Source organism: Halanaerobium sp. DL-01, assembly GCF_003338615.1.
GTDB lineage: Bacteria > Bacillota > Halanaerobiia > Halanaerobiales > Halanaerobiaceae > QPJE01.
This window is the reverse complement of the sequence record NZ_QPJN01000024.1, coordinates 12,519-30,728: the sequence shown is the minus strand read 5'-3', so window position 1 is coordinate 30,728 and position 18,210 is coordinate 12,519. Positions and strand designations below refer to the sequence as shown.

At 32.4% G+C, this 18,210-nt stretch carries 18 protein-coding genes and 1 pseudogene; 18 read left to right on the top strand and 1 reads right to left on the bottom strand.

What is annotated here, in order from left to right:
• The first annotated feature begins 4 nt into the window (after positions 1-4).
• From dhaK to rnhA, 8 genes and pseudogenes are all read left to right on the top strand, one after another.
• A complete protein-coding gene (dhaK, locus tag DER71_RS08775) occupies positions 5-997 on the top strand; it encodes a dihydroxyacetone kinase subunit DhaK (protein ID WP_114456807.1) in 993 nt (330 codons plus the stop codon).
• A 50-nt stretch (positions 998-1,047) separates the two neighbouring features.
• Positions 1,048-1,641, top strand: coding sequence for a dihydroxyacetone kinase subunit DhaL (gene dhaL / locus DER71_RS08770; RefSeq protein ID WP_114457019.1), 594 nt, complete (start codon positions 1,048-1,050; stop codon positions 1,639-1,641).
• A 13-nt stretch (positions 1,642-1,654) separates the two neighbouring features.
• Positions 1,655-2,047, top strand: a complete 393-nt coding sequence (gene dhaM / locus DER71_RS08765; protein ID WP_114456808.1) for a dihydroxyacetone kinase phosphoryl donor subunit DhaM — start codon at positions 1,655-1,657, stop codon at positions 2,045-2,047.
• Between the two features lie 132 nt (positions 2,048-2,179).
• The gene (locus DER71_RS08760) at positions 2,180-2,461 is read left to right on the top strand and encodes an HPr family phosphocarrier protein (protein WP_233486918.1); all 282 of its coding nucleotides are present in this window, start codon (positions 2,180-2,182) and stop codon (positions 2,459-2,461) included.
• A 7-nt stretch (positions 2,462-2,468) separates the two neighbouring features.
• The gene (gene ptsP / locus DER71_RS08755; RefSeq protein WP_114456809.1) at positions 2,469-4,175 is read left to right on the top strand and encodes a phosphoenolpyruvate--protein phosphotransferase; all 1,707 of its coding nucleotides are present in this window, start codon (positions 2,469-2,471) and stop codon (positions 4,173-4,175) included.
• A 73-nt stretch (positions 4,176-4,248) separates the two neighbouring features.
• On the top strand, positions 4,249-5,127 hold the full coding sequence (locus DER71_RS08750; protein ID WP_114456810.1) for a hypothetical protein: 879 nt from the start codon (positions 4,249-4,251) through the stop codon (positions 5,125-5,127).
• Between the two features lie 124 nt (positions 5,128-5,251).
• Positions 5,252-5,554: pseudogene (locus DER71_RS12540) on the top strand (carboxymuconolactone decarboxylase family protein); the annotation flags it as partial.
• A gap of 18 nt (positions 5,555-5,572) precedes the next feature.
• Complete coding sequence (gene rnhA / locus DER71_RS12535) at positions 5,573-6,037, top strand: ribonuclease HI (RefSeq protein ID WP_369834872.1); 465 nt, start codon at positions 5,573-5,575, stop codon at positions 6,035-6,037.
• 63 nt (positions 6,038-6,100) lie between these two features.
• Here rnhA and DER71_RS08740 read toward each other — a convergent pair whose 3' ends face one another.
• On the bottom strand, positions 6,101-6,493 hold the full coding sequence (locus DER71_RS08740) for a transcriptional repressor (RefSeq protein WP_114456812.1): 393 nt from the start codon (positions 6,491-6,493) through the stop codon (positions 6,101-6,103).
• Positions 6,494-6,892: 399 nt separating this feature from the next.
• Between DER71_RS08740 and trpS the strand changes: the two genes are divergently transcribed.
• The 10 genes from trpS (at position 6,893) to mraY (ending at position 18,206) form a co-directional block, all read left to right on the top strand.
• Complete coding sequence (trpS, locus tag DER71_RS08735) at positions 6,893-7,885, top strand: tryptophan--tRNA ligase (protein WP_199505509.1); 993 nt, start codon at positions 6,893-6,895, stop codon at positions 7,883-7,885.
• A 48-nt stretch (positions 7,886-7,933) separates the two neighbouring features.
• Positions 7,934-8,971, top strand: coding sequence for a D-alanine--D-alanine ligase family protein (locus DER71_RS08730; RefSeq protein ID WP_114456813.1), 1,038 nt, complete (start codon positions 7,934-7,936; stop codon positions 8,969-8,971).
• Between the two features lie 59 nt (positions 8,972-9,030).
• On the top strand, positions 9,031-10,215 hold the full coding sequence (locus DER71_RS08725; RefSeq protein WP_114474568.1) for a DNA polymerase IV: 1,185 nt from the start codon (positions 9,031-9,033) through the stop codon (positions 10,213-10,215).
• A gap of 159 nt (positions 10,216-10,374) precedes the next feature.
• Entirely contained in the window at positions 10,375-10,806 is a 432-nt protein-coding gene (gene mraZ / locus DER71_RS08720) for a division/cell wall cluster transcriptional repressor MraZ (protein ID WP_114456815.1), read from the top strand.
• A gap of 11 nt (positions 10,807-10,817) precedes the next feature.
• Positions 10,818-11,750 carry a 16S rRNA (cytosine(1402)-N(4))-methyltransferase RsmH gene (gene rsmH, locus DER71_RS08715; RefSeq protein ID WP_114474567.1) on the top strand — a complete coding sequence of 311 codons (933 nt, stop codon included), beginning with the start codon at positions 10,818-10,820 and terminating at the stop codon, positions 11,748-11,750.
• A 17-nt stretch (positions 11,751-11,767) separates the two neighbouring features.
• Positions 11,768-12,244: a septum formation initiator family protein gene (locus DER71_RS08710; protein WP_114456817.1), complete on the top strand. Its 477-nt coding sequence runs from the start codon at positions 11,768-11,770 to the stop codon at positions 12,242-12,244.
• Between the two features lie 11 nt (positions 12,245-12,255).
• Positions 12,256-14,331 carry a PASTA domain-containing penicillin-binding protein gene (locus tag DER71_RS08705; protein ID WP_114456818.1) on the top strand — a complete coding sequence of 692 codons (2,076 nt, stop codon included), beginning with the start codon at positions 12,256-12,258 and terminating at the stop codon, positions 14,329-14,331.
• 53 nt (positions 14,332-14,384) lie between these two features.
• Positions 14,385-15,857: a UDP-N-acetylmuramoyl-L-alanyl-D-glutamate--2,6-diaminopimelate ligase gene (locus DER71_RS08700; protein ID WP_114456819.1), complete on the top strand. Its 1,473-nt coding sequence runs from the start codon at positions 14,385-14,387 to the stop codon at positions 15,855-15,857.
• A 1-nt stretch (position 15,858) separates the two neighbouring features.
• Complete coding sequence (murF, locus tag DER71_RS08695; RefSeq protein WP_114456820.1) at positions 15,859-17,253, top strand: UDP-N-acetylmuramoyl-tripeptide--D-alanyl-D-alanine ligase; 1,395 nt, start codon at positions 15,859-15,861, stop codon at positions 17,251-17,253.
• A complete protein-coding gene (gene mraY / locus DER71_RS08690) occupies positions 17,253-18,206 on the top strand; it encodes a phospho-N-acetylmuramoyl-pentapeptide-transferase (protein ID WP_114456821.1) in 954 nt (317 codons plus the stop codon). The genes murF and mraY overlap by 1 nt, the downstream gene beginning before the upstream one ends.
• Positions 18,207-18,210 lie beyond the last annotated feature (4 nt).

Genomic DNA, 18,210 nt, shown 5'->3' with positions numbered 1-18,210 from the left:
AAGTATGAAGAAGAAATTAGTTAACAATCCAGATCATGTTGTAGTGGAAATGGTAGAAGGAATTGTAATGGAGAGGCCAGAAAAAATAGAAAAACTGGATGATTTTAATGTTGTTGTTAGAAAGGACGCTCCTTTAGAAAAGGTTGCACTTGTAAGTGGTGGAGGTAGTGGTCATGAGCCTTCCCATGCTGGATATGTTGGGGAAGGAATGTTAGATGCTGCTGTAGCGGGTGATGTATTTACTTCTCCAACTCCTGATGCAGTTTTTGAAGCAATAAAAGCTGTAGATGGTGGACAAGGAGTACTGCTAATTGTAAAAAATTATACCGGAGATATTATGAATTTTGAAATGGCTGCAGATATGGCTGAAGCTGAAGGTATTGAGGTTGATCATGTGGTAGTTAATGATGATGTTGCGGTTGAAGATAGCCTTTATACAACTGGACGCAGAGGAGTAGCCGGTACAGTATTTGTACATAAAATAGCCGGCGCAAAAGCTGCTGCAGGTGGAAAACTTTCGGAGGTTAAATCAGCCGCAGAAAAAGTTATTGCAAATGTGAGAACAAAAGGAATGGCGTTATATCCATGTCGTGTTCCTTCTGCAGATGAATCAACATTTAAACTTGAGGAAGATGAAATGGAACTTGGTATAGGAATTCACGGTGAACCGGGAACTGAAAGAACAAAAGTTAAAAAAGCTGATGAAGTCGTTGATGATTTATTAGGTAGTGTACTTTCTGATATTTCTTTTAAAAATGGAGATGAAGTTGCATTAATGGTAAATGGTATGGGAGGTACTCCTTTAATGGAACTATATATTGCAAACAGACGTGCACATCAGATTTTGGAAGATAAGGGTATTAAAGTATACAAAAATTTTGTTGGCGAATTCATGACTTCATTAGAAATGGCAGGAATGTCAATAACTCTGCTTAAACTTGATAAAGAATTAAAAGAACTTCTGGATGCACCAACTGATATAAATCTTATGAAATAAATGCAGACAGGGAGGATATTTCAGTGACAGAAAAAATTAAAGATATATTTATGAAAATTTCAGATGTGATAATTGAAAATAAGAAGTATTTGACAGAATTAGATTCTGCTATCGGTGATGGAGACCACGGAATTAATATGTCACGAGGGTTTAAAAAAGTTAAAGAAAAACTCAGCAGTAATGATTATGAAAAGAACTCTGATTTGGTAAAAACAGTTGCAATGACATTAATATCAACTGTTGGAGGAGCTGCTGGTCCACTTTATGGAACTGCTTTTTTAAATGTGAGTAAAGTAATACCTGAAGCAGAATTTGATATTGATGCAGCTATAGAGATAGGAGAATCAGCAATAAACGGTATTCAAAAAAGAGGTAAAGCTGAGCAGGGAGAAAAAACAATGCTTGATGCAATTATGCCAGCAGTGGAATCTCTGCGGGAAAGCAAAGAGAAAAATTTAGAACTCAAAGATGCACTTGAAGAATGCAAAAAAGCTGCTGAAGAAGGAATGAAAGCTACAATTCCGATGCAGGCAACAAAAGGTCGAGCCAGTTATCTTGGGGAAAGAAGCAAGGGACATCAGGATCCTGGAGCCACTTCAAGTTATTTAATTATAAAAACTATAGTTGATGAAATAAATAAATGAATGGAGTGAGCAGATGGTAAGTATTTTAATTGTTTCTCACAGTAGAGAGATTGCTGATGGAACCAAAAAATTGGCTGAACAAATGAAGCAGAAAGATGTAGAAATTAAAGCTGTTGGTGGAACTGCAGAGGGAGAAATAGGTACTGACCCTGATGCAATTAATACAGCACTTGAAGAGATAAATAAAGAAGATGGTGTAATAATTCTTGCAGACCTAGGTAGTGCTATTATGAGTGTAAATATGGTAATGGACTGGCTTGATGAAGATATAAAAAAAAGAGTTGTACTGGCAGATGCCCCAATAGTTGAAGGTGCAGTATTTGCAGCAGTAGAAGCAGGTCTTGGTAATTCTATTTCTGATATATTATCTTCAATTGAGTCTTTAGACATTATTAAGAAAAATTAATTTAAAGCCGGGCTTAAACCCGGCTTTCTTTTTGATGTTAAATTTATAACAATAAAATGTTAAAAAAAGATGAAATTCACCATTATTTTATGATAAAATATATAAGTGAATAAAAAAGAAAGGATGATCAGATTGGCAGAAGAAAAGAAAGTAATAATTAAGAATAAGACCGGTCTGCATGCCCGGCCTGCAGCACAATTTGTACAGAAAGCAGGTAAATTTGATTCAAAAATAGAAATTGTTTTTGAAGAAAAGAAAGTTAATGCAAAAAGCATTATGGGAGTTATGAGTTTAGGAGTTGGAAAAGGCAATGAAATATTATTGAGAGCTGATGGTGAAGATGCAGAAGAAGCATTGAAAGAACTGGAAGAATTTATTACAGTTGAAATGCCTAAAGAAGATGAAGAGGAGTGATTTTTAGATGAAAGGGATCGCTGCCTCACCTGGTATTGCTATTGGAAAAGCGCTGGTAAAAAGAGAAAAAGATATTAAAATATCTAAAGATAAAATATCTGAAGATAAAATTAATGACGAAATTGAAAAACTTCATACTGCTCTTAAAAAAGCTAAAAGTGAATTGAAAACTATCAGAGATAATACAGCTGAAAAAATGGGGGAAGAGAAAGCAGAAATTTTTGATGCACATCTGATGATTCTGGATGATCCAGAATTAATACCTGCATTTGAAAATAAAATAAAAGAAGATAAGCTTTCTTCTTCAGCTGCAGTAAAAGAAGTTATTGATCAGTATGCATCCATGTTTGCTGCTATGGAAGATGAATATCTTAAAGAGCGGGGAACAGATATAAAAGATGTTGGAAAAAGAATTATAAAAATTCTTCTCGGCAGAGAAGATATTGCTGAAAAACTAGATGAGGAAGTTATTATAATTGCTGAAGACTTAACTCCATCTGATACAGCACAGCTTGATACATCTAAAGTGCTGGCATTTTTAACAAGGGATGGTTCGAGAACTTCACATACTGCAATAATGGCCAGATCACTAGGTATTCCAGCCGTAGTTGGTCTTGGAGATAAACTTATGAATAAAAATGTAGATGATGCTGTTCTTATCGTTGATGGAAACAGTGGAAATGTTTATTTTGATCCTGATGAAGCTACTATGAAAAAATATGAGCAGAAACTTGCTGATTATGAAGCTGAACAGGAAAGATTGGCTGCTTACAAAGATAAAAAAGCTAAAACAAAAGATGGTGAAGAAGTAGAAATAGCTGGTAATATGGGTAATTTTGCTGATCTTGATCCGGTACTTGAAAGAGGTGGAGAAGGTATCGGTTTATTTAGAACTGAATTTTTATATATGGACAGAGATGAGATGCCTTCTGAAGAAGAACAGTTTGAAGTATACCGAAAAGTAGCCGAAAAAATGGGCGATTATCCTGTAGTTATAAGGACTCTGGATATTGGTGGAGATAAAGAACTGCCTTATTTAGATTTGCCTCATGAAATGAATCCCTTTTTGGGGTATAGAGCTGTTAGAATGTGTCTGGATCGTCCGGATATTTTCAAACCTCAGCTGAGGGCTATTTTACGTGCCAGCAAATATGGAAATTTAAAAATGATGTTTCCAATGATTTCTTCATTGGAAGAGCTTAATAAAGTTAAAAATATGTTAAATGAAGTAAAAAGTGAACTGAATAATGAAAAAATAGAATATAATAAAGATATAGAAGTTGGTATTATGATTGAAATACCGGCTGCAGTAATGATAGCAGATTTGCTTGCAAAAGAAGTAGATTTTTTCAGTATTGGAACAAATGATTTAATTCAGTATACAGTTGCAGTTGATAGGACAAATGAAAAAATAGCTGAAATGCATACCCCATATCATCCTGCTGTCTTAAGATTGATTAAAAAAACAATAGATGAAGGACACAAAGCAGGTATTTGGGTAGGTATGTGTGGAGAAGCTGCCGGGGATGAACTTCTGCTTCCATTTTTACTTGGAGCTGGTCTTGATGAATTCAGTATGAGTGCTGTTTCAATATTAAAAATAAAAGAATTATTGGAAAAATGGACCAGAAAAGAAGCAGAAAAGGAAATGGAATCTATTCTTAAGCTAAAAACTGCAGCTGAAGTAAAAGAGTATCTCGAAAAAATAAATTAAAAATTTATCCGGATAGCAGAAGCTATCCGGTTTTAAAAATATAGTCTTTCTTAAAGTAGGGGTAAGATATATAATGCGTAGTCAAATAAAAAATACTTTAATTTATGAGATTTATCGACTTTCATTACCGGAAATCTGGCTGGAAATTATTTTGCCGCTTGTTGTAGGAGCTGCAGCAGCTTTAAAATACAGTGGTTCTTTCAATCTTGGCTGGTTTTTTGCTAATATAGTCAGTCTTTTTTTAGTAGTTACTGCTGTAAATAGCTGGATAATAATAATTGACCCTGAAACTAACTTTTATCAGCTTTTTTATTATCACAGATATTATCCTTCTGAAAAGGATTATGATAGAGATATTAAAATACTTAAAGGTAAAAAACTTTTTTTGGTTGCTGTTTTATCAACATTGTTTTCTGTGCTGACAATAATTTTAATTGCCTGGTTTCGCTCCGTATTTCTAATTTGGGTTGTGATAATAACAGCTTTTTTTCTACTGCTTTATATCTATCTGCAGTTGCAGATGGTAGAGAGTCTTTTTGATGAATTTTTGGTAGGATTGATAAATGGTCCGTCGTTAGTTTTAATGAGTTTTATCATTCAGGCCAAAGAAATATCAATTATTCCTCTAATAGTGTCACTGCCATTATCAATTTTAATTGTCAATATACGCTGGTTATATCAGCATAAAGAAAAACATTTATTAAAAGGTCTGCAGATACTGCTGCTGGCCGCATATGCATCATTTGCACTTATTTTTGCTTATTTTAATAGTATAATATATCTGCTGTTGTTTTTAACCTTTCCATATACTTTTTATAATATAAAATTAAATAAAAAATTCTATCTTTATTATTCACCTGATTTTCGGATTGAAAATTATGCTCTAAAATTGTATTATATTAGTGCTGTGCTGCTTGCTTTTTCTATGTTATTGGACTATTTGGTTTTTTAGTATTTATAAATTAAAAGTTATAGATTTTATTAAAAGAAAATCCGATGGGCTTGCCCTCGGGATGAATTTTAATATTTTTAATATGCAGTGCTTGAGATAAATTTTTTTAACTGGAGGTAGATTGATGAGTGATAAATTAGATGATTTTCAGGAATTTAGAGAAAGAATGAATGAAATTATATTTTCTAAAGATGATTTGAATATAAAAAGATTTTTTAATTTAGATACAAGAATTTACAGTGATAATAAACTTTCTTCGGAATTGAAAGAAATGCTTGGGTTAGTTTCTTCTCTTGTTCTGCGCTGTGATGACTGTATTAACTATCATATTATACAGTGTAAAAAGAAAGGGTGGACAAATGAAGAAATACTAGAAGCTATGAGTGTAGGATTGATTGTTGGGGGTTCTATTGTTATACCTCATTTGAGAAAAGCTGTAAATTTTATGGAAGAATTGGATCAAAATAAGGATTATGAAGGCACAAGAAATTATAAAATATATACTGATGGAGCCTGTTCTGGTAATCCAGGTCCTGGCGGATATGCAGCAGTGATAATTTTTGATGGACAGGAAGAAAAGATTACCGGTTCTGCAGAAAATACAACTAACAATAGAATGGAACTTAAAGCAGTTATAGAAGCTTTAAAAACTATACCTAAAGGTTCCAGTGTTGAATTATATAGTGATTCTACCTATGTTTTAAATGGCTTATCTAAGTGGATTAAATCATGGAAATCCAAAGGCTGGAAAACAGCTGCCAATAAAGAAATTGCAAATAAAGATCTCTGGTCAGAGCTGGATATGCTGACATCAAATTTTAAAATAGATTATTTTAAAGTTGAAAGCCACAGTGGTGATTATTATAATGAAACCGTAGATTCACTGGCAAAAGAATCCATTCCTCAATAAGAGAAGTACTGAGATTAATGGCGCAGAAACAGTTAAAAATATTATAGAAGGTATAATAAAATTTTAATTTTCATTCTGACAGATTGGACATAAACCTGTAAATTCAAGTCTGTGCTCATTAACCTGAAAAGCTGTTTTTTCATTAACAATTTTATTTATATCGTCAAATAAATCTATATGAATATCATATACTCTACCACATTTTTCACAGCGAAAATGATAATGATTTTTTGGATTTCCATCATAGCGGCTGTAAGTGCTTCCATAATCTAGAATTTGAATTTTACCAAGTTCAGATAAAACATTTAGATTTCTATAAACAGTGCCTAAACTGATATTTGGGATTTCTTTTTTTACCTGTTCATAGATCCAGTCAGCTGTAGGATGTGATTCAGTATTTTTGAGAACTCTTAAAATTGCTTTACGTTGTTTTGTCATTCTAGTATTTTTAGTCATAATATCCTCCTGAAATAATAATAGTTATTAATACTATTTAATCTAATTTTAACAGACTTTATTATAACATTCAAGTCAAAGTACATAAAGTATTTTCCTTATTTTATGTTATAGAAGTTAGGCACTAGAAAACCTGACGGGTTTACCCGAATTTACGCTTTTGGAGAAAACGCAAGACCTAACTTATCTACCATTTGGTTTGCTTTGAGTGGGCAATTTTCTATCAATAAGGAATCCACGTGGTCCTGCCCAGTGGAGCGTCAAAATGTAAAAAAAAGGATGATTCAGGAATATTGGAATTTTAAATATATTATTCTTAAAGAGATATTTCTTATTGTAGTTGTAAAATTAATTTTAGTGAATTCCTTAAAATCTATAAAATATGTGAAGGTGATAATAATGAGTGATAAAAAAAGAATTTTGACAGGTGATAGACCTACTGGCAAACTTCATTTAGGTCATTATGTAGGCAGTCTGAAAAATAGAGTTGAGCTGCAGGAAAAATATGATACTTTTTTAATAGTGGCAGATGTGCAGGCTTTGACCACTAACTTTGATAGACCTGAACAGCTGAGTGAAGATCTCAGACAGGTTGTTAGGGATTATTTAGCCGCAGGTATTGATCCTGAAAAAACTATAATTTTTGTACAGTCAATGGTTCCAGAAATAGCTGAACTTACAGTTTATTTTTCAATGCTGGTTACAGTAAATCAGCTCCGACATAACCCGACTATAAAAACAGAAGCTGCCCAATATGGTTACAGTGATATGACATATGGATTTCTTGGGTATCCTGTCAGTCAGACTGCTGATATAACTTTTTGTAGAGCACATCTGGTACCTGTTGGTGAAGACCAGATACCGCATATAGAACAGGCAAGAAAAATTGTGCGTAAATTTAATAATTCTTACGGTAAAATTTTTCCAGAACCTGAGGCATTAATAAGCGATTTTCCAAGATTAATGGGACTTGATGGAAAAAGTAAAATGAGCAAAAGTTTGAATAATGCTATTTATTTATCAGATTCCAGTGATGAAATAAATAAAAAAATTATGCAGGCTAAAACCGATCCGGCCAGAATTCATAAAGATGATCCAGGTCATCCCGAAGTCTGCACAGTATTTCATTATCATCAGGCTTTTAATAAGGAAGAGGCAGATGAAATAGAAACACTCTGCAGGGCTGGGAAAATAGGCTGTGTTGAATGTAAAAAGAATCTGGCCGATAAATTAAATCAGCTTTTAGATCCGATGAGGGAGCGGAGAAAAAAATATATTAACAATCCAGAATTGGTGGATCAAATTTTATTGAAAGGAACAGAAAAAGCTCGAATGGAAGCACAAAAAACCCTGAAAAAAGTGAGAAAAGCAATGAAAATTGATTATTTTTAATTAATATAAGAATATTGGTTTAGATAATAAAGAAGGGAGAATTTTTAAATGGCAGATTCTAAAAAAAATATAGCTTTAGTATTTGGTGGTAAATCTGCTGAACATAGAGTTTCTATACTTTCTGCTAGATCAGTTTTTAATGCTGTAGATAAGAGTAGATACAGTATAATACCTTTTGCTATTTCAAAAGAAGGAAAATGGATGTCTGAACATGATTCTTTTAATATTTTAGATTCAGATATTATGGAAGCTGTATCAGATAGCCAGGAAAAAATAATTTCATGTGAAATTATAAGTCGTCTGCAGAATGACATAGATGCTGTATTTCCTGTGCTGCATGGACCATTTGGAGAAGACGGACGAATACAGGGGTTTTTTGAAATTTTAGATATTCCATATGTTGGATGTGGTTTAACATCTTCAGCAGTTGGGATGGATAAGGAAATGATGAAAAAAATATTTTCGTATCAAAACCTTCCTCAGACAGATTATATGGTGATAAGAGATTATGAATTTAATAAATTAGATAAAAAAATACTTTTTCAAAAAATCAGCAAAAAACTTGGACTGCCTTTTTTTGTAAAACCGGCCAATTTAGGTTCCAGTATTGGAATTTCTGTAGTAAAGCATAAAGGTGATTTTTTGGGAGCTTTTGAAGAAGGATTCAAATATGATAAAAAAATTATTGTAGAAAAAAAAGTTTCCGGAAGAGAAATTGAATGTGCTGTTTTAGGTTCTGCTGATAATATACAGGTATCTTCACCTGGAGAAATAATTTCTAAGCACAGCTTTTATGATTATAATGCTAAATATGAAGATTTTTCTACTTCATTAATTATACCTGCGGAGTTAGAAAAAAATTTATATGGTCAATTAAAGAGTGCGGCTGAACAGGCTTTTAAAGCCATTGATGGTAAAGGACTGGCAAGAGTAGATTTTTTTATAGAGGATGGGAATATATTGATAAATGAAATAAATACAATGCCTGGTTTTACAAAATATAGTATGTATCCAAAATTATTTGAACATGATGGGATTTTGTATAAAGATTTAATAAGCAGGTTGATAGAAATCTCATTTACATAAAACTCTAAAATTTGATCTAATTTCAATATTATTAACTATATTATATGAGGAGAATAAAAATGAATAATCTCCATATTATCCATGCTGATATGGATGCATTTTTTGCAGAAGTAGAAAGAATTGATAATCCCAAACTTGAAGGAAAGGCAGTTATTATAGGTGGTGTAGGATTAGGTGACAGAGGAGTTGTTTCTACAGCTTCTTATGAAGCTCGCAAATATGGTGTTCATTCTGCAATGCCAATTGCAGCTGCTAAAAAGCTCTGTCCTGATGGAATATATTTACCTGCCAGACATAAAAGGTATTCTCAGATGTCAGCAGAAATATTTGATATTTTAACTAAATATACGCCGCTGATTGAAAAAATATCTATTGATGAAGCATTTCTGGATATAAAAGGCTGTGAGAGATTATACGGGAAACCTCTGCAGATTGCAGAAAAGATAAAAAAAGAAGTTTACAGTCAGACAGGTCTCAAAATTTCTATTGGACTTTCAGTAAATAAATTTTTGGCCAAATTGGCTTCAGATTTTGATAAACCTGATGGTTTAACTGTTGTTTCAGATGGGGATATAAAAACCTTTTTAAAAGATCTTCATATTGACAGTATCTGGGGGGTTGGCAGCAAATTCAAAAAAAGCCTTAATGAAATTGGGATTAATTATGTGAAAGATATCTGGCCTTATTCTTTAACTGAGCTTGAAAATTTATTTGGAAAATCCGGGGTAAAACTATACTATTTATCCAGAGGGATAGATGAAAGAAAAGTAGAGGTAAGAAATGAAATTAAATCAGTCAGTCATGAAGAAACATTTTTTGATAATGTAAGTGATTATTCGGAAATAATGGCATATTTATTTAAATTAAGTGAAAAAGTTTCTTTTAGATTGAGAGAAAATAATTTTTATGGGAAAATTATTTTTGTAAAAATTAGATATGATAACTTCAGTACTGTTAGCAGACAGATGAGTTTTAAGAGATCTTTTAATAGTACTGATGAAATTTATAAATTTTCCAAAAAATTAATTGATGACAATAATCTGGTGGATAAAGAAATTCGACTTTTAGGTGTTGGAGTAAGCGGTTTGGTGGATGAGAATAAAAGGCAGTTAAATTTGTTTGAAAATAATAAAAAAAACAATGAGAAACGGGATTTAGATAAAATTGTTGATGATTTGAAGCGTAAATATGGTTTTAATAGTATTTCTAAAGCAAGAAAACTTTTTATAAAAGATAAAAAATAATAATTTTTTCATCTATTGCCACCTGTAGACAAAAACAGGTGGTTTCTTTTATGTTTAAAAAAATTGTATTTTCATAAAGGAATAATTTGTTTTATGTAGAATAAAGTTATTAAGTGGTAGATAGTGGTGCTAAAGGGTGTAAAGTGGGGAAGTGATATTATGTTTATGGGTGAATATACTCACAGTATGGACACTAAAGGAAGATTAATTATTCCTTCAAAACTGCGGGAAGATCTTACAGAAAAGTTTGTTATCACAAGAGGTCTTGATAACTGCCTGTTTTTATATCCTCTTCCTGAGTGGAATACTCTTGAAGAAAAATTAATATCACTACCTATGACAAGTAAAAACGCCAGAAATTTTGTTAGATTTTTCTTTTCTGGTGCTAGTGAATGTGAGCTGGATAAACAGGGGCGGATTTCCCTTCCCTCAAATTTAAGAGATTATGCGGATTTTGAACATGAAATTGTTATAATTGGACTTGCAAATAGAATAGAGTTATGGGCAAAAGAAAAATGGGACAGCTATATGAATGAAGTGGAAAACTCTTATGAAGATATAGCAGATGCAATGGAAGAACTCGGAATTTAAAGGAGCTAAATATGGATTATATACACAAACCAGTACTGTTAGAAAAAAGCATTGAGCTTTTAAATATAAAAAAAGATGGGATATATTTTGATGGTACACTTGGAAGAGGCGGCCACAGTAGAGAAATTTTAAAGCATCTTTCAGATAAAGGCAGACTGATTTCTGTTGATAGAGACTTAACAGCAGTAAAGGCTGTTAAAGAAAAATTTATAAATGAAGATAAAATAATTATTGAACATGGAAATTTTTTGGATATAGATCTGATATTAAAAAAAAATAATATTAAAAAAGTTGATGGAATTTTACTTGATTTGGGAGTTTCTTCACCACAGCTGGATAATGCAGATAGAGGCTTTAGTTATAATAAAGATGGACCACTTGACATGAGAATGAATAAAAATCAGAATAAAACAGCAGCAGATATATTAAACAGCTATAGTGAAGAAAAACTCAGCAAAATTATCAGCAGATATGGTGAGGAAAATTGGGCAGCAAGGATAGCTGAGTTTATTGTAAAAGCAAGAAAAAAGAAAAAAATTGAAAGAACATCAGAACTGGTAGAAATTATAAAGGCTGCTGTACCGGCATCTGCAAGGCGAAGTGGAGGCCATCCAGCAAGAAGAACGTTTCAGGCAGTAAGGATTGAGACTAATAATGAACTTAAACAGCTGGAAAAAATGATAGAGAAATCTATCTTATATTTAAATAAGAAAGGCAGAATCTGCATTATTAGTTTTCATTCTCTAGAGGACAGGATTGTTAAACATACTTTTAGAGAATTAGCAAAAGACTGCACATGCCCGCCGGATTTTCCAATTTGTGTTTGTGATAAAAAATCCGAAGTAAAAGTAATAACAAAAAAACCAGTTACTGCAGATAAAAGTGAATTGGAAGAAAATCCTAGAGCGAGAAGCGCAAAATTAAGAGCTGCAGAGAAGAAGTGAGATAAGGAGCTGATAAGATGTATAATAGTGCAGAAAATTTTTATAATTCGAATAGTGGTTCCAAATCTTCATCGGGAAATAAATTATATGCGAGCTCTGATTTAAGGAAAAAAATATTTGCAGGTATTTATATATTTACATTATTTCTAGTTGGTACAATGTTCATTATTTATATTGGGCAAATTTTAAAAATAAATCAGTATAATTATCAAATTTTGGAACTGGAAGATAAGCTTTCACAGCTGGAAGAAAATAATGAAGAACTGCAGATTAAATTGGCTTCGGAAACTTCTCTTGATAAAATTGAGAAAACAGCCAGAAACAGATTACATATGGTTGAGGCAGAAAAAAGAACTATTGTTTTTTATAATAATAGACAGATTGAAAAAACACAATTTGTTGCAAATATTCCAGAAGAAAGGTTTTTTATTGCTAGAATATATGATAAAATTGTAGAAAGATTAGTTAAAGTACAGGCTAAATCACCTGAATAGGGGGATTAAATTTGCTTCAAGAAAAAAATACCATTCGAAATAGAATTTTATTTTTCTTTATTTTTCTTTTTATAATTTTTATCCTGCTGTCTTTGAGACTGGTCTGGATACAGGTTATTAATAGTGCTGAATATCAGCATAAAGCTTTAAACCAGCGTGTTAAAGAATCAATTGTAAATGCAAAAAGAGGTATAATCTATGATAAATCCGGCAGAAAATTGGCAGTTACCCTTCCGGGTAAGACTGTGGTTGCTCTGCCGGATAATATTATCAATCCGGAAAAAACAGCAGAAAAACTTTCTGAAATGCTCAATGTAGAATATAAAACAATCTATCGAAGAATTACCGGTGATGCAAGTGCAGTTTTTTTAAAAAGAAAAATAGATGAAAATCTATATAAAAAATTATTATCAGAAGATATTAAAGGTATTACATTTACTGACGAAAATCGTAGATACTATCCGGAATCTGAATTTGCATCACACATTGTGGGGTTTGTCGGGATAGATAACAATGGCTTGAATGGTATAGAATTATCTTATGATAAGTATTTAAATGGAAATCCAGGTAAAGTTTTAATTGAAAAAGATGCTACAGGCAAAATAATCCCAGATGGAATTATCGAAACAGTACCTACCAGAGATGGATCAAATATAGTTTTAACTCTTGATCATGTTATTCAGTATATTGCCGAAAGAGAATTAAAAAATGCTGAAAATCAGTTTGATTTTTCCGGGGGTTCTATTATAGTTATGAATCCCAATAGTGGTGATATACTTGCAATGGCAAACACCCCCAATTTTAATCCAAATAATTTTTCCAAATACCCTCAAAAAAGCTGGCGAAATAGGGCTATTACAGATGTTTTTGAACCAGGATCAACTTTTAAAATTATTACAACTGCTAGTGCACTTGAAGAAGGAGTTGTTTCTGAAAATGATAATTTAACATGTCCGGGCTTTGTATATGTGGGTGGAGAAAAAATAAACTGCTGGAAAACATACGGACACGGAGAGGAAACTTTTGCTGAAGTTGTTAAAAATTCCTGCAATCCTGGCTTTGTTGATGTTGGATTGAAATTGGGAAAAAATGATTTTTATTCATATATACGTGCTTTTGGATTTGGAAGTCAGACAGGTATAAAACTTCCTGGTGAAGCTTTTGGAATTATTCCTGACTACAGCAGGATAAATTCTGTAGAACTGGCTACTTTTTCATTTGGGCACGGTCTTTCTGTAACACCCATACAGCTGATATCAGCAGTTTCTGCTGTTGCAAATGGGGGAAAACTAATGCAGCCAAGGCTGGTAAAGGAGATTTTAGATGAAGATGGTAATATAATTTTAAAAAATGAGCCTGCTGCTGTTAGAAGAGTAATATCAGAAGAAACCTCAAGAAAAACGAGAGAACTTTTAACACAGGTTGTAGAACAGGGTACGGGAAAACAGGCTGCCATAGAAGGATATAAAATTGCAGGAAAAACAGGTACAGCAAAGCATTACAATAAAGATATTTATGATTCTTCTTTTATTGGTATGCTTCCCGCGGAGAAGCCTGAACTTGTTATTCTTGTTGTACTTTATGATGTAGATGGAAAGACTTATTATGGAAGCCAAACTGCTGCACCAGTTTTTAAAAATTTGACTGAAGACATAATAAGATATTTAGACTTAAAGCCAAATAAAGACGAAAATATAAAAGAAATAAATAAAAATAAAAAGAGAGTTATTTTACCAGATGTTAGAGGTATGAACTTTAACTCCGCGGAAGAAATGTTGAGAAATAAAGGATTTAATGTTAAACTTATTGGTGAAAATAATATTGTTAAAGACCAGCTTCCTAAAGTGGGAAGTAATGTTAATTCTGCTTCCACAGTCTGGCTGTTTGCTGGTGAAGTACCCGAAGAATATTCTCATCCGATAACTGTGCCAGATTTTAGAGGTTTAAATGCGTCTGAAGCTGTGAGGCAGGCAGAAGAACTTGGCCTTAATGTTGTTCTCAGTGGATCAGGTAAAGTAATTGGTCAATCTGTTTATCCAGGCAGAAGAATAGAGATAGATAGAAATATTAAGTTGAAATTGAGATAATAAATCATAAATTTGTAAAATAGTAAAAATAATTTAATATTATGGAGGTTAAAATGAATTTAAAACTATTAATTGATGACATAAAAGTTGAATTTATAAAAGGTAATCTAAATAAAGAGATATCCGATATTAAATATGATTCCAGAGCTGTAAAAAAAAATGATTTATTTGCAGCCATTAGTGGATTTAAAACAGATGGACACTTTTATATTGATGATGCTTTAAATAATGGTGCTACAGCTGTGCTGATAGAAAAAGAATTACAGCATTATCATACTGGTATAACATATATAAAAGTAGATAACAGCAGAAAAATTATGGCTCTGCTGGCCAGAAAATTATTTAATAATCCGACAGATAAGATTGATTTAATCGGAATAACAGGAACTAATGGCAAAACAACTACATCTTTTATAATATATAACCTGCTGAAAGATGCTGGGTATAAAGTTGGCCTGATTGGAACTATTAAAAATATTGTATCTAGCTCACTGGTATTGGAATCGGAACATACAACTCCAGAATCTGTGGACCTTTACAGATATTTTAATGAAATGATTTCAGATGGATTTGATAAGGCTGTAATGGAAGTTTCTTCACATGCTATCGATTTATTTAGAATAGAAGGTATGAGATTTAAAACTGCTGTTTTTACTAACTTAACCCCAGAACATCTTGATTATCATATTAATCTTGAAAATTACAGAGAAGTAAAGAGCAGGTTGTTTACCATGCTTAAGCCAAATGGATTTGCTGTGTTAAATAAAGATGACAGTACTTCGGATTATATTCTTGATAAAATAGAAGGTGAATCTTTTACTTATTCAATTAATGACAGCAGCAGTGATCTTTATACAGAAAACTACTCTTCTGATCTGGAGGGATTAAGTTTTACAACAGCAGGACTTTTTATGGGACAATTTAGCTTAAAATTGAGCGGTATTTTTAATATATACAATTCACTTGCTGCTATTTTGAGTGTTAGACAGCTTGGAATAGATACAGATATTATTAAACAATCACTAAAAACAATGGAAGCAGTACCTGGTAGATTTGAAAAAATTATTGAAGGACAGAAATTTGATGTTGTAGTTGATTTTGCACATACTCCTGATGGGATGGAAAATGTTCTTAGGGCTGTAAGTAAAATGGCAAAAAAAAGAATAATTGTTGTTTTTGGCTGTGGTGGGGATCGTGATAAAAGCAAGAGACCTGTTATGGGCAGTATTGCTGCTGAATATGCTGATATAGTTATCATTACAAATGACAATCCAAGAAATGAATCTGCTGGTCAGATAATCGATGAAATTGCTGGCGGATTTTTAGAGAAAGAAAAGGTAGATTATTACAAAATTCAGGATCGAAAAAAGGCAATTTATAAAGCAGTTGATCTGGCTGAAGACGATGATTTTGTAATTATACTGGGGAAAGGGCATGAAAACAGACAAATTTTTTCTGACAGAGTAATAGAACTTGATGATAGAAAAGCTGCTCGAGAAGCTATTCGATATCTGAAGGGAGTTTAATATGCAGGAATTAAATATACGGCAGATAAAAGAAGCTGTAAATGGTAAGATAATACAGGGGAATCCTAAATCACTTATTACTGATATATCTATTGACAGCAGGGAAGTTATGCCTGGAGATCTATTTATCCCTATCATTGGTAAAAATAATGATGGTCATAATTTTATAGAAGAGGCTGTAGATAATGGAGCTGAGGCGGTAATTGTAGATAGAGCAGTGAAATCTTATCCTCATTTAGCAATAATTTTAGTTAAAGATACTACATGTGCACTGCAGGACCTGGCTCATTATTATAGAATGAGATTTTTTGATTTAGAGGTTATAGGAGTTACTGGAAGTGCGGGTAAAACTACCAGTAAAGATATGATCGCGGCAGTTATCTCAGAAAAATATGACGTTTTGAAAACTGGAGGCAATTATAATAATCACATTGGCTTACCGTTAACTTTATTTAAATTAAGTGGAAAAGAAGACTTTGCTGTTTTGGAAATGGGTATGAGTGGTCTTGGGGAGATAAAATTATTATCCAGTATTGCTTTCCCTAAATACGGTGTTGTTACAAATGTTGGGCCAGCACATTTAAAACAGTTAGGATCAGTTACAAAAATTGCTGAAGCCAAAAGTGAACTTATAGAATCTCTGCCTAAAGATGGAATTGCTTTTTTAAATTATGATGATAATAATACAAGAAAAATGGCAGCAAATTTTTCAGGCAGAACTGTATTTTTTGGCTGTCAGGCTGGTGCTGATTATCAGGTAATAAAATCAGAATATATTATTAAGGAAAGCAGACATTATTTTACTGTACTAAACTCCAATAAAAAATATATTTTTTATTTAAGAAAACCGGGCCAGCATAATATATATAATGCTCTTCCTGCTGTAGCAATTGGTTTTGAGCTGGGCTTAAGTAAGAAAGAAATACAAAATGGATTAAATAGGGTTAAATATTCTCCTTTGAGAATGGATATTTTTGAACTGAAAAATAAATCAATAATTATTAATGATACATATAATGCCAATCCCCTTTCTATGCGGGCTGCACTTGATGTATTATCTGATTTAAAGGGAAAAAGGAAAATTGCTGTGTTGGGTGGAATGCTGGAGCTTGGAGAAAGAACCCGTTCAGCACATCTAAGAATTGGCGATTATCTTTACCAGCAGAATTATGATATACTACTGACTGTTGGACACCCTGCTGATATTATTGCTGAAGGAGCTTTAGAAGCAGGCATGTATGAAGATAATGTTATCTTATGTTCTGGAAATAGAGAAACAGCCGAACATCTTCTGCACATTATATCAGCAGATGATTTAATTCTTATTAAAGGATCAAGAGCAAATAAAATGGAAGAAATTGTTGATATATTGAGAGAGCAGGAGGAGCAGAACTGATGGTCTATATTACTGCATTTTTGATTCCACTTTTTTTGATGCTGTGTTTTGGGAACCCATTTATTTCATTATTAAAAAAAATTAATTTTGGACAGCAGATAAGAGAATTTGGACCCAAAAACCATTTAAAAAAATCTGGCATACCTACTATGGGCGGAGTTTTAATATTATTAATTTTTGTTTTTTCATTACTGTTATTTGCTGAGCTGAATTTAAAAATTGCTGTAGTTTTAGTATCCTCATTAATAATGGCAGCTGCTGGTTTTATGGATGATTTTTTAAAAATAAAACTGTCTCGATCACTGGGGTTAACAGCAGTACAAAAAATTGGTCTGCAGTTTATATCTGCACTGGTAGTGATTATCTATCTTTACTTTAGAGCAGAGCCATATTATGTTTTAATTCCTTTTGTTGGTTCCTACAGTATACCGTTTTATCTGACTGCTGTTCTTTCTTTTTTTACTATTATAGGTGCAGCTAATGCAGTTAATTTAACAGATGGTCTGGATGGTCTGGCAGCGGGTACTACTTTAGTTGTTTCATTAACTTTTGCTGTTATTTTTTTCTCCTTTTCGAATGATTATTTTACAGTAATGATGCTTATATTGGCAGGTAGCTGTCTGGGATTTTTGTGGTTTAATGGAAATCCGGCTCAGGTTTTTATGGGAGATGTTGGGTCTCTGGCTATCGGTGGAATTCTTGGTACAGCAGCCGTTATTACAGGGACAGAATTTTATTTATTAACTGCAGGGGGAGTATATGTAGCTGAAACTGTTTCAGTTATGATACAGGTACCTTATTTTAAACTAACTGGCGGAAAAAGAGTTTTTAAGATGACTCCTATCCATCATCATTTTGAACTTGCAGGGACTGCAGAAAATAAAGTTGTAATTAGATTTATTATTGTAAATGTTATTTTATCATTATTAACTATTTATTCACTTTATGTTTAAAGGG